The 12645-nt window shown below is 58.1% G+C and carries 9 protein-coding genes; 5 read left to right on the top strand and 4 right to left on the bottom strand.

Translation table 11 applies throughout. The features are described from left to right. Window positions 1–33: 33 nt before the first annotated feature. The 3 genes from gatC to VK574_RS11845 all read right to left on the bottom strand — a co-directional run bounded on the left by gatC (window position 34) and on the right by VK574_RS11845 (window position 7266). Complete coding sequence (gene gatC / locus VK574_RS11835; RefSeq protein WP_472800061.1) at window positions 34–345, bottom strand: Asp-tRNA(Asn)/Glu-tRNA(Gln) amidotransferase subunit GatC; 312 nt, start codon at window positions 343–345, stop codon at window positions 34–36. 154 nt (window positions 346–499) lie between these two features. Beyond that, window positions 500–5617: a choice-of-anchor D domain-containing protein gene (locus VK574_RS11840; RefSeq protein WP_472800062.1), complete on the bottom strand. Its 5118-nt coding sequence runs from the start codon at window positions 5615–5617 to the stop codon at window positions 500–502. Between the two features lie 224 nt (window positions 5618–5841). Further along, the gene (locus VK574_RS11845; protein WP_472800063.1) at window positions 5842–7266 is read right to left on the bottom strand and encodes a deoxyribodipyrimidine photo-lyase; all 1425 of its coding nucleotides are present in this window, start codon (window positions 7264–7266) and stop codon (window positions 5842–5844) included. A gap of 694 nt (window positions 7267–7960) precedes the next feature. Here VK574_RS11845 and VK574_RS11850 point away from each other — a divergent pair. From VK574_RS11850 to VK574_RS11870, 5 genes are all read left to right on the top strand, one after another. Beyond that, window positions 7961–9307 carry an FAD-binding protein gene (locus tag VK574_RS11850; protein WP_472800064.1) on the top strand — a complete coding sequence of 449 codons (1347 nt, stop codon included), beginning with the start codon at window positions 7961–7963 and terminating at the stop codon, window positions 9305–9307. A gap of 35 nt (window positions 9308–9342) precedes the next feature. Beyond that, window positions 9343–9762, top strand: coding sequence for a DUF1801 domain-containing protein (locus VK574_RS11855; protein ID WP_472800065.1), 420 nt, complete (start codon window positions 9343–9345; stop codon window positions 9760–9762). Window positions 9763–10124: 362 nt separating this feature from the next. Further along, entirely contained in the window at window positions 10125–10466 is a 342-nt protein-coding gene (locus VK574_RS11860) for a hypothetical protein (RefSeq protein WP_472800066.1), read from the top strand. A gap of 167 nt (window positions 10467–10633) precedes the next feature. Continuing rightward, complete coding sequence (locus VK574_RS11865) at window positions 10634–11119, top strand: hypothetical protein (protein WP_472800067.1); 486 nt, start codon at window positions 10634–10636, stop codon at window positions 11117–11119. 8 nt (window positions 11120–11127) lie between these two features. Next, window positions 11128–11781 carry a hypothetical protein gene (locus VK574_RS11870; protein ID WP_472800068.1) on the top strand — a complete coding sequence of 218 codons (654 nt, stop codon included), beginning with the start codon at window positions 11128–11130 and terminating at the stop codon, window positions 11779–11781. Between the two features lie 162 nt (window positions 11782–11943). Here VK574_RS11870 and VK574_RS11875 read toward each other — a convergent pair whose 3' ends face one another. Continuing rightward, window positions 11944–12540, bottom strand: a complete 597-nt coding sequence (locus VK574_RS11875; RefSeq protein ID WP_472800069.1) for a YdeI/OmpD-associated family protein — start codon at window positions 12538–12540, stop codon at window positions 11944–11946. Window positions 12541–12645 lie beyond the last annotated feature (105 nt).

Genomic DNA, 12645 nt, shown 5'->3' on the forward strand with positions numbered 1-12645 from the left:
TTCTCTTGGCAGCGATGGGTTCGTGTCTGCGCTCTATCTTTCAATCACCTTCGGCACCTTGAAAAAGACCTGGTCGGTCTCTGGAGCTTCAGCCATTACTCCGACGCGATCAAGCGAAGGCAGCACCGCATCCTTGCGCAGTAAACCTTCGCCACCGGCGCCCTCCAGTTCGCTTACCTGGGCCAGAGGAGCGACGGCACTTGTGTCGAGTTCGCCTAATTGTGCGATGTGGTCAAGGATCGCGTTCAAATCATGAAGCATGCTCCGGGATTCGGCCGGAGTCAGTTCAAGGTGGGCCAGTTCGGCCACACGTTTCACGTCCTCGACGCTCACTTTGGCGGTCATTGTCGATCCATCCTTAGAATGGCAGCTTGCATTACCCGCTCGTTGTAGCTGTCGGGGCTGCCGGCGCATCCTGTCTGAAACTTAAGTATAGCGGCTCCTTTCTTGCGTTTTAACTCAGCCTCCACTGACGAGAACTTGATCGTTCGGAACGCGGTTAGTCGACCGTCAAGTTGAGAGTGATCTTGTGGGACAGTCCGTTTGCGGCAGTCGTTACGACGACGGAATAGGTTCCGGGCGGTGTCGTACCGTTCGCCGGACTCGAAGGCGGTGCTCCGCCTCCGCCTCCGCCCGCTCCGGCGCAGCTTGTTACACCGAAAGAACTCAGAATGAGAAGCGCCAGTAATAACGACCCTCGCCGTCGGCAACGGATTACGACAGGCACCATGAAGAGGCCAAGACCGAGAAAGATGCTGCCAGAGGCGAACGACCCTGCATGGCCGATATTCTGCGCGGAGGTTGACGCGAGACCGGTCGCAATCTTTACCGTAACGCTGCCCGTTGCATTTGCAGAAACTGTTTCGTTCGGCGGATTGAAAATGCACGAAGAGTTCGTTGGAAGCGAACCGCAAGTAAAGGTAAAGGTGCCGCTTGAGCCGCCGATCGTCGCAATGTTGAGAGCGAAGGTCGCAGACTGACCGCTCGAAACCGTCTGCCTCGATTGCCCGTTTGACACCACGGAGAAATCGAATCCCATACCGGAAAGAGGCGATTGCGCGCTCGTCGCAAGCGAGGAACTCGCAACCGTGAGATTGCCTGTCTGCTGACCTGCAGATGTCGGGAAAAACAGTACCTGCGCAGAGCAACTGGCTCCAACCGCAAGAGAGATCGTGCACGTTGTCAATCCAAGTTGAAATCCATTGGAAGTCGAAAGGGTGAGCGCAGACAGCGCTTCGTCACCCTTATTCGTAAGGGTGACGGTTTGTGCCGGACTGTTGTTGCCAATGCCAGTTGCAGGAAACGCAAGTGCCGCTGGCTGCACTTGAACCGATCCAGCAGCACCACCTGATCCAGAGAGAGCCGCGACCGCAGCCGTAGCGAACGTGGAAGAACTAACGTTGAGAACGCCGGTGACAACTCCATTGGCCGAGGGCGTGAAGATGATTCCGGACGTGCAGTTGCTGCCTGCTGCAATCGTGGAGCCGCACGCATCTTGAACGAGGCTGAAGGGTGGCAAAACGGAAAGGTTAATACCAGTTGCGGCAACGCTGCTCGAATTGGTGATGGTCACAGTCTGCGCGGCGCTGGGCTGGCCGAGTGTCGGCTCTGTAAATGAAAGGTGCTCCGGGATGACGGTGATCCCCGAAGGCGCCTGACCGATTCCCCTAAGCGGCACCTGAACGGGAATCACGCCCCTTGTGGACGAGGTTACGATGAGCGTGGCCGTGAGTTGACCTGCCGAGGCGGGAGAAAAGGCGATTTGAACCGCACAAGAGGCTTCGCTGTTCAGGGTTGCCCCGCAACCGTTTGCTCCCCACGTGAAACTCGATGCGGAAGAGCCGGTGATCTGGAAGGCGATGCTGCTCATCGGCGCGCCGCCAGTGTTGCTGATCGTCAACGTCAGAGGCGGGCCTGCCTGCGCAATGGGCTGCGAAGGAAATGTGAGTTGTGTCGGATTGACTCCGATGGCGGGCGGCAAAAGCCCTGTGCCGGAGAGCGCAATGCTTTGTGTGCGGATTGCGTCCGAAACCTCAAGGTTGCCCGTGATGCTACCGGTCGAATTGGGCGCAAACAGCACGCTAATGGCGCAACTTGCGTGGCCGGAAAGGGATGTTCCGCAAGTGTTGGATTGCTGATAGCCGGCATTGACGGTGACATCAATGGAATTGAGAGGGAGGTCGCCGTTGTTGGTCAGCGTTGCGGTCTGTGCGTTGGACTGCTCTCCGGTTGCGATTGCCGGAAAGGTGAGAGATAGAGGATAAAGCACATCGGACGCCGCGGAGGCGCCCGTTCCATTGAGCGCCACCGCCTGTGATCCGGCGCCGTCAAACAGCACAAGCGAACCGGTTACAGCGCCCACTTGCGTGGGGGTAAAGGTCACGGAGATCGCACAGTCGCTATTGGCCACGAGCGAAGAACCGCACGAGTTGGAAGCGACAGCGAACGGGACTGTCGCGGCAACGCTTGAAAGCGGAATAGCGCTGCCGCTCGAATTTTCAACCGTTACCGCTAATGATGACGAAGTTGCTCCTACCTGTACCCGGCCGAAATTGAGCATGGCCGGTAATGCAGTCACCAGCCTCGTGCTCAATCCTGCGCCAGAGAGTGGAATTGATGTCTGGCCGCCCGGGATATTCGCGTTGATCGTAAGTTGACCGGCAATACTGCCTGTCTGACCGGGCTCAGAGGTCACCTGCACAGCACAGCTTGCTCCTGCATTCACGGCGACATTGACGCAATTGTCAGTCTCGTTGAAACTAGCGCTTGCGGATATTGACGTGACGGCCAGCGCAATTCCGCCACTATTCGTGAGCGTGATGGTCTGTGCGTTGCTGGCCGTGCCAACAGTCTGCGATGCAAAGGTCAAGGAGTCTGGCTGTGCCGATGCCGTCGTAAGTTGCGTCCCAGAAGTCCACATTGGAATCTGCCAGGTACCGCGCCCGTAGGTCCCCGCCACCAGCACATTGGGCGATGTGGCCGTTGGTGATGCGCTCAATTGCGTGACAGGTGCGAAAGGAAGGCCGGTACCGAAGACCGACCAGCAGTTGGAGGGACCGTTGAAGCAAGCCGCTATTTCCCGAGTTGAGTAGACGCCTTCGTCGGTCGCGATATAGGCGGTATTGGCATCCTGGGGGTCAATCAAAACAGCGTTCGCAGGGGAGTGGGGCAAATTGGACGTGAGTTCGTTCCAGTGGCCACCCCCATCGGTTGTGCGGTAGAGAGTGCGAATGGCATGCAGAGAGTCTTCCGCGCCTTCAATCGTGATATAGACCGTATTGCCGCTTGCGTCGTGAGGATCGATGAAGATGCTGGAAACATCGAGGCCGTAGTAGTTGAGCCGCACCTGATCGTTGACGACCGGATTCAGCGTGAGATCCTGCCAAGCGGGCATCGTAGAGCCGGCGGGACTGTAGGTTGCCTTGAGAAAGTGTCCTGCGAGGACTGCTCCGCCATCCAATGCTCCGCGCATCCCAACGTAGATCACTTCCGTGCCGTCTAAGAGCGGCAGTGCGGCAATGGAGCGGATCAGCGCGTCGCCGCTGCAGTACTTCAGCCCCGAGACGCCGTCGAGTATCGGACTGATGGCATTTACGCTCGTCCAACTCGAGCCATCGGCGGGTCCGCGCCAGAGGCGGCACGTTCCCACCAGCAGTTGAGTTGTATCGAGTGGATCGATGATGAAAGGTGCAGGCGACGTCATTGTGTAACCATCACCGGCCACATCAGCATCATTGACGATGGGCGTCGAGCCAAAGGCTCCTGGGTTGCAATCTTCAGCCTGGGAGCAGCGGAAAATGGAGACCCCTGCACTATTGTTGACGTACCAATTTGCCTGGTCATCTGGATCGATCGCCACCGGGCCGCCTTCGCCGCCAAGAACCTGCGGCCAGTCTGAAGTAGGTCCGGAAGAACCTTTCACGCCTGCTGTGCCGTTCGCACCGAGGCCAACCATCATTGTGTACGGCGAGGCGCCGACCTGGGACATGTTTTCAACTTCAGCGATTGAGCCGAGGCCAGAGTTCAGGTTCTGAAAATGAGAGGCATCTGTCGGTGAGCAGGGCGAACCCGTCTCGCCGACGCCATCGGTCGAGCGCCAAAGACCACTGTCATTGCCGACGAATACTTCTAGTGGATTTGCCGGATTCCAGGCAAGTGCGTGCTGATAGGAGGCTACCTGTGCGCTCATGCAGGTAAATGCGTTGGTGGAGTTCCGCCAGGCGCACCCCATCGCGAGGCTGCAACGCCAAAGATCGTTGGCCCCGGCAATGAGAAGAGTGTCTTGCTGCGCCGGGACCGCCGCAAGCACCAGGTTGTAGTCGCCGTTCGCGATCGTTGCAGCCCCGAGGATTGTGTTGGTTTCCAACGGCGCGGTGTTCCATCTCTGCGCAAAGGCAACCGTTTGGTTGCTGCAGGCTCCTCCGGAGATGGAGCATTGATCCTGCCAGAGCCCCTGGTCCTGGTTATTGAGGTCGACGGTCCAGGCGAAGGTATCGCCAGTGATAGGATTCACCGCAAGTGCGCCGCGAAAAATGGGGCATGCAATGGAACCGATGGATCCGATGTTGGTCGGGCACATTCTAGTGGTGAGGCTGACCCCGGGCTGCGCAGTCATTCGGGTCCATGTGATCCCGTCGCTCGATTGGTAGTAGCCATGGAAGCGGACGGCGGCAATAAAGATCTGTCGAATCGGATTCCAAACAACGGCTGTGGCGGAGTTGCCATTGGGCGAAGCGAACATGTCCTGCGGGCCTTGCGGGTCCTGGCCTGGGGAGTCGGTGATGGTGGCCAGGCTCCAGCTGGCGCCGGCGTCGGTGGAGTAGTACAAGCCTGCACAGCTGACGCCAGAGAGTTCCGCGCTGACGAGGGTGCCTTCGTACGCTTCAGATACGGCAGCGACAACCAGTTGCGGGTTTACTGCGCTCCACGCAAAGCCCGCAAAACCTTCCCCTTGAAACGATAGCTGCGCATTGGCCGTGTGCGACATGACGGTCCACGTATTTCCCCCGTCGGGGGATCGCAATACTCCCGCACCGTAGTAGGAGTCAAGGGCATCGTTGGGGTCGCCGGTTCCAGCCAGGATTACGCCGGTGCCCCCGGGCTGGACCGAGACAGCGCCGATGCTGATGGAGGCGTAGCGGACCGCATCGAAGCCGGCGGGTGTTTCAGTGACTGGCGTGAAGGTGACCGAGCCTGCCGTTCCGGCGTTCTGCGAGAGCCAGACGCCGCCACCTGTGGTTCCGACAACGACTCGGTTGCCAGTGGGATCCGAGGGATCAATGGCAATCGAGGAGATACGGCCGGTGACGAGGCCGTAGTTGGGAGTGATGACCGCCAACGGACCTAGCGGCTGCCAGACCGCAGTCGACGGGCTAGTCGAGGCTGAGGCTGCGGGCGCGATCAGAGCGTTTCGCGGTCGATCGGAGAGGGCAAAGGAGCGACGTTTTGGATGGCCTCGTTGTGCGAGGAATCGCAGCGCCTGGGCGACACGAGGCGGAGTTGCCGGTGTGCCATCAGCGTGTGTGGACGCGGTTGCGGATTGACCAGGAGCCGTGCCTCCTAATGCAACGACCAGCGCAATGACGATCAGTCGCCATACGTTGACGGTAAAGCACATCAACGGCCTCGAGGTTCTCTTCAGTGGTGAAATCGTCACGCGCGTACAGGATCGGATTTCCGCCTCCCACACTGATCCTCCGAGGGAAGCTAAGCAAAATCCAATGAATTACCTAGCGCGGAACATCCAGATTTCCGGGATTGAAATTGTGTTCCATTTTAGGACGGTGCCTGAGCTAATGAGATGTGATCGCCGCTACATATCTCAGCGAAACAGGAGAGTGTTCAGCAAAGTAGTTCCGTTTTGACACTGTTCTGATGGATATAGGTGGCGGAGTCGAATTTTTTCGAGGTGGATGCGGCGGACATGGGGCGCACGAGGCCGAAGATGGGGCGGTTGAACCAAGGGCGGTCGTGCTTGCCGACGACAGCCCAGGCGATGCCGGCATAACCATTAGGGTCGCGGCCGTCGAGTTCGTAACGGTCGTTGAGGGTGACGGCCCACTCGTAGGCGCGCGCGGGATCGGGAGACCACGCGAGGATCATCTTGGCCCAGTACATGCGCATGTAGTTGTGCATCCATCCGGTCTGGGTCATCTCGCGCTGGGCAGCGTTCCAGAGATCGTCGTGGGTCTCGGCCCGCTCGAGTTGATGGAGAGTGTAGCGGTAAGGGCGGTCGTCGCCGGCGTGTTCAAGGAGTGTCTGGCGAGCCCAGGGTTCGGCGCATTCCCAGTTGTCGTAGCTGGGGTTGTGCTTGACGAAGAGAACGGAGAGTTCGCGCCAGGCGATGACCTGTTCGAGGAAGCGATCACGGGCTGCCGCGGACACTTGGCCTTTGGCGAAGGCCTGCACAACGGCGAGGGCGATCGTGAGTGGGCCGATGTTGCCGAAGTGGAGCCAGGGCGAGAGACGGCTGGTGCCTTGCACGTCGGGATGGTTGCGTTTGTCGGGGTAGTCTTTCAGTCCGTGAGTGAGGAAGTGCTTGAGGTGCTTGATGGCGGTGTGTGTTCCGCCGGTGAAGGTATCGACGGGTTGAATGGTGCGATCGAGGTGATTGAAGCCGGCGGTGATGTCGCTGGCGAGAGAGTCGGCGGCAAGGGACTTCGGCTTGTGCCACGCGTGCTGCTGTTTTGGGCTGTGCAGTGCGACGAGGAAATTGGGCAGCGTAGCTTTGAGATGCGGGCGCATGTGTTGCAGCAGGAAGTAATCGCGGCCAAAGACAGCTGAAGGCACGACAACGTCAGCATCGACGGTCCAATAAGGAAGCTTGAGGCGGCGAGCAAGGACTTTGCGCCAGCGCTCGGGTTCGCGGCAGGGGTTCTCGTCGCCGACCAGCATTGACGCGTTGACTTCTTCGAGGAATTTCTCCAGGGAGTTGTCAGGGTGGCGGCGAAGGACAAATCCGATGCTGCGCTCCCTAGCGTCTACTTCGACGTCGCGCAGGCCCTGCTGGAGGAAGTGGTAGTGGCGGAGGTTGGCATTAGGGTAGTTGGGGATGACAGAGAAGAAGACGACGACAGGGAGGCCGAGAAGGTTGGCGGCGTCGATGGCGACGTCGAGCGCGGGATTCTCGTGGATGCGCATGGCGCGCTGCATCCAGTAGACGACGCATTTGCCGTCAGTGCGCAGCGGGCCATCGCGCCGGACGAGAATGCGCGGGTTGGCGGCGAGTCTGGCGAGATCTTCGGGCTGGTTGGGTTGCCGTGGCATTGGTTTCGGCCGCGCACGCGGTCCTCTTATTGTCCACGGTGGGGTCTGACGGATTGGATGAGCGATGAATTCGGCTACAAATCCTGGTGTCGATATTCGATGGGATGAAAGCGGCTCCCAGGGTCGAGGAGCACATTCCAGCAGCCTACGATCTGTTTACTGCTCAGTACCCTCCCCCCTCCCCCACCATCTCTTGGCATAAATTTCCTACCTTCAGTCATTTGGTGGAGGGGTCCGCTGCAGACTATTCTTATCATTGAACTTGTCTGTAGATTATTCTTCGCAAAAGACTTCGAGACTGGTCAGGGAGAAGGAAGCGTTACGGACGCTCACGGCGAGGGCCCTGGAGTTTTTTGCTCATAGATATAGCTTAGCGAAATGCGCGAAATAGACTGCAAAGATTGAAGATTTTTTTGCATTTTGTTTTCAGAGAGTTAGCGGCGTCAGGGGCGACATGACGCTTGACAAGCGAGAAGCGGGATTGTGCGGCGGCCGTTTGTGAAAGTTTCGAAACTTAGGCGATAGCTCACGACTGAGACGCAAGGGTACACGACGTCCATGAGCGGGATCCGGGCACCGAGCATTCGGCCGGCCTCGCTTATCCAATTCGCTGTTGCCTCGTTTGTCTACGAACCCTATGCTTGTCGAGCACATATGAATTTTCATCGAAGGGCGAGAGAGGTCAATCGAAACGATGAACAAGCGTGAGTTCCTCAAATCTACAGGAGCGATTGTGGCCGGAGGCATGATTTCGCGGTTGACGACAGCGCAACAGCAACCCGCCCCGCGCGAGAACTGGGCGGGCAACATCACCTACAGCACCGACCACGTGCACACGCCGGCGAATGTGGACGAGGTGCGCGACGTGGTGAAGAGTTGCAGCCAGCTGCGGGCGCTCGGCTCGCGCCACTCTTTCAATCGCATCGCCGACAGCACGCAAAATCAGATCTCGCTTCAGCATCTCGACCAGATTGAGGTCGACGACAACGCCCGCACCGTTACGGTCGGCGCCGGAATCAAATACGGCCAGCTCGCGCCGGTCATCGACGCGCGCGGCTATGCGCTGCACAACCTTGCGTCTCTGCCACACATCTCTGTCGCCGGCGCGATTGCCACCGCGACCCACGGCTCGGGCATTCACAACGGCAACCTTGCAACTGCCGTTCGCGCGCTTGAGATCGTTACTGCCAGCGGCGAACTGATCCAGCTGTCGCGCGACAAGAACGGCGATGAGTTCCTGGGCGCGGTCGTAGGCCTTGGCGCGGTGGGCGTGGTCACCCGCGTCACGCTCGACTTGCTGCCGACATTCCAAGTGGCGCAAACCGTCTATCAGAATCTCAACTTCGATGAACTCGCACACAACTTCGACGCCATCTTCGGCGCCGGATACAGCGTAAGCCTGTTTACCGACTGGCAGCATCACCAGGCCACGCAGGTATGGATCAAGCGCAAATTGCAGCCGGGCGAGAAGCACGAATCGGCTGCGGAATTCTATGGCGCGAAACGTGCAACTGAAAAGTTGCACCCCATCACGGGCCACCCCGCCGAAAGCTGTACCGAGCAGATGGGTATCGCTGGACCGTGGTACGAACGCCTGCCCCACTTCAAGATGAATTTCACCCCATCGAGCGGCCGCGAATTGCAGACCGAGTACTTCGTTCCCCGCGAGCGCGGCTACCAGGCAATCCTCGCCGTCGAGAAACTGCGCGATCAAATCACGTCACATTTGTTTGTGACGGAACTGCGAACCATCGCCGCCGACAATCTGTGGATCAGCACTGCATACCAGCGCGATTCCCTCGCCATCCACTTCACCTGGAAACCCGAGTGGGACACGGTCAAGCAGATTCTCCCCCGGATCGAAGCACAATTAAAGCCGTTCGCTCCGCGCCCCCACTGGGCCAAGCTGTTCACCCTGTCGCCCGCGCTGCTGCAAGGGCAATACGCACGCCTCGCCGACTTCAAAGCGCTGCTGAAGCAGCACGACCCCAGCGGAAAATTCCGCAATGAGTTCCTGGAAAAGAATCTCTATGCAACGTAGGGACGAATTAGGTCAGTGGTATAGGAGGACTCAGGATGAACAAGAAGTCAAAAGCAGGAATAGTGTCGACGGGATCTGGCTCGGCCGAGGTGGATGCGCGTTTCCAGGAGGTGGGCGACTGGCGCGGAGAGATGCTTGCGCGCCTGCGCGCCTTGATCAAACAGGCCGACCCTGATGTGGTGGAAGAACGTAAGTGGAAAAAACCTTCGAACCCCTTTGGAGTGCCTGTGTGGTCGCACGACGGAATGATCTGTACGGGCGAGACGCACAAGAGTGTCGTGAAGATGACGTTCGCCAAGGGCGCCTTTCTGGATGATCCCGCCGGTTTGTTCAATTCCAGTCTTGAGGGAAATTTGAGGCGCGCGATTGACTTCCGCGAAGGCGACAAGGTGAATGAGAAGGCGTTGAAGGCGCTGATTCGCGCGGCGGTAAAGCTGAATACTTCAAAGGCGTGAGATCGGGGAGTGTTGAATTGGAGGTATTTCATGTCGGAGAAACGGGACATGGGGCACCCACTTTGTTGCGGGATTGATGCGAGGAAAGGCAACCGCAGATCCTTCGACTCGCTGCGCTCGCTCAGGATGACAGCGCTGGAAAAACGGAAAACAGGATTATGCACACAGAGATCGGGGTATCCCACCCATGCCGCGATGAAACTGCGTCATGGATGGGGCACCCACGGTCGGTGGCTGGTCAAGGGCCACCTGGTGTCTGTTCGTCCGCAATCAGGTCTGGTCTAATGTGGTCCTTCTGATAGACCATATAGATCATGGTTCGTGCTGCCAAACCGAAGCAGAAGGCTCCGCACGCGTTTGTTTTGGACGCGCTGATGCCCTTGAACCCCGAGGTGCGTCGCATGTTTTCGGGTTTTGCCGTCTACCTGCGCGACCGTATTGTTTGTATGCTCCGCGATCATCCCAAATCTCCGCAGGACAACGGCGTCTGGCTTGTTCTTTCGGACGGCACGAACCCCGGAGACGAAAAACTGCGCCGTGAATTTCCTTCCATCCGCAGGATCGAGCTGCTGGGAAACAAGATCGGCCATTGGCTGGTCATCCCGAGTGACAGCCCCGGCTTCGAGAGGGAGGCACTTCATGCGTGCGATCTTTTGCTGCGTCATGATCCTCGCTTCGGACGCATTCCCAAATCGAGAAGATAGCCGACATTCGACAGGACAACCGCCGATCCCTTCGCTGAATCAGCGAGCAGCTTTTCGGTTGTCGCGAACAACCAACCCGCCAATGTTTGGGATCGTCTCGGAACACACTGGTCCGTCTCGTCACCCTCCTCTCGTAAAAAGGGATGGCTCTTCCATACGCTGGGGTCATGAAGAGACTTGTCAGCAAAGATGCATTTTGGAAAACTGCGCTCTGCGTTTGCTTCCTCTCAGCAGTTTCGATTGCCTGGGGCGCGGCACCGATCAACATCACCATGACGGCCGATCACTGGCAGACGAAGGAGAACGCGGAGTTCCTGCAGCAGCTGGGTTTTTATCGCGGCCTGATGCGATTGAACAGCGGCGATGCGGTCTTGAAAGACATCACGTTCAGCAACGGAACCATCGAGTTCGACGTGAATACGATTGGGCGGGGCGCGCCTGGAATCGCTTTTCGTGAGCAAGACGAGAAGAATTTCGAGTTGTTATATCTCAGGCCCGATGCGGCCTGTCCCGCTTTCCACGCCTGCATGCAGTATGCGCCGCAAACGCATGGTGTGCTGCTTGGGACCTGTTTCCGCAATATCAGACGCGGGCACCGCTCCGGGAGAACGGGTGGAACCACATCAAGATGGTCATCTCGGGCCGACGGATGAATGTGTTTGTGAACGATACTCCATCGCCCACGCTTGAAGTGGGAAGCCTCGAGGGTGATGCGATGAACGGCGGCTTACGACTGCAGGGACCGGCGACGTTCGCAAACCTGGTGATCACTCCCGATGCAGTGGACGGTCTTTCTCCGGAGCCGGCGAGAGATCCGCTGGAAGATGACTACGGCTTGATCAGGAACTGGCGTCTCTCTGCGTTTGCAGCGCTGCCAAACGGCAAGGACCCGATGTATAACGAAATGCCCGGTGCTTCGCCGGAATGGAAGACGATCAGCACGGAGCGAAACGGGCTGGCAAATATCAGCCGCATGTATGGCAAGCCTCTGCCCGAACCGACCCGGGCACTAGCATGGCTGAAGACAACGATCACTTCAGACAGGAAGCAGACGAAGAAGGTCGATATTGGATGGACGCGCGAATTGTGGGTGTTCGTGAACGGGAAACTGGTGTACGCGGACCGAAATCTTTTTGAATCGGACGATGCGAGAAAAATTCCCGACGGGCGGTGTTCGCTGGAGAACGGCACGTTTACGCTTCCGCTGGAAGCCGGCGAGAATGAGGTCGCGGTGGCTATTGCGAACAACTTCTTCGGATGGGGACTGAAGGTGCGCGTCGCTGATCCGGAAGGGGTTCAGCTGGCAGGAAAGTGACGAGCAGTCGGATTGTTATCCCAGGTCTGAAAGTCCAGACCTGGGGCACCCATTGCCCGTGGCAGAAGTAGCATCATAAGACCGGGGCCACCGGCCCGAGGAGCAGGTCCCCCAACTCCGCTCGGGATGAGAGTGTCAGGTTGGGTTCGTGGACCGTTGCATCTACTCGTCGAGGAGGCCCTTTCCGTTGAGAATGTGCGGCATGAGTTTTCGAACGCGGGACTCGCGGGTTTTGGATTGCTTGGGAGCGGAAAAATGATAGATGTAGGCGCGTTGCCGTCCCGGTGTCAACGCGTCAAAGGCTCTCCTCAGCTCGGGGAATTCATCGAGCATGAGTTGGAACTCTTCAGGAAATTTCAGGTCTGACGTTTTCTTTAATTTCACTTTCAGTCCGGATTTTTCTACCTCGATGGCTTCGCGAATATAAGCCTTCAAGACAGATCTCAGCTCCGCGATTTCCCGGACAGAGGCGAACTTGAACCCGCGTGTGGACTGCGAATGCTGTCCGGGCCTGGTGAGCACGCCGTGGACATCCTTGAGCAGAACGCCTTTGAAAAAAGCGAGCGCGCAGGATTCCTTTAGCCCGCCGATGACGAGTACGTTCTTGCCCTGGAAGGTGTAGCAGGGTTGACTCCACTTGAACTCTTCGGTGAGTTCGGAGTCGAGAAGGATGGCGCGAAGCTTCCTGAACTCTTCCTGCCACTGTTTTGCCTTGGCGATGAAGGCGTCAACCTTGGGGTTTGGTTTGGTGGTTGTCATGGTGAACGATTCCCACTGGTTGGGCGTGACGCTGCGTACAGAAAACGAAAGACAAAAGCGGGTCCTTCGCTTCGCATACCCCATGAACGCTGACGCGTTCATGGG

This window comes from Occallatibacter sp., from assembly GCF_035317045.1.
In the GTDB taxonomy this organism is placed as follows: Bacteria; Acidobacteriota; Terriglobia; order Terriglobales; family Acidobacteriaceae; genus Telmatobacter.

What these genes read in the sequence shown, in the direction of transcription:
- gatC (WP_472800061.1), bottom strand. Translation starts at nt 345, where the DNA reads ATGACCGCCAAAGTGAGCGTCGAGGACGTGAAACGTGTGGCCGAACTG.
- VK574_RS11840 (WP_472800062.1), bottom strand. Translation starts at nt 5,617, where the DNA reads ATGTGCTTTACCGTCAACGTATGGCGACTGATCGTCATTGCGCTGGTC.
- VK574_RS11845 (WP_472800063.1), bottom strand. Translation starts at nt 7,266, where the DNA reads ATGCCACGGCAACCCAACCAGCCCGAAGATCTCGCCAGACTCGCCGCC.
- VK574_RS11850 (WP_472800064.1), top strand. Translation starts at nt 7,961, where the DNA reads ATGAACAAGCGTGAGTTCCTCAAATCTACAGGAGCGATTGTGGCCGGA.
- VK574_RS11855 (WP_472800065.1), top strand. Translation starts at nt 9,343, where the DNA reads ATGAACAAGAAGTCAAAAGCAGGAATAGTGTCGACGGGATCTGGCTCG.
- VK574_RS11865 (WP_472800067.1), top strand. Translation starts at nt 10,634, where the DNA reads ATGAAGAGACTTGTCAGCAAAGATGCATTTTGGAAAACTGCGCTCTGC.
- VK574_RS11875 (WP_472800069.1), bottom strand. Translation starts at nt 12,540, where the DNA reads ATGACAACCACCAAACCAAACCCCAAGGTTGACGCCTTCATCGCCAAG.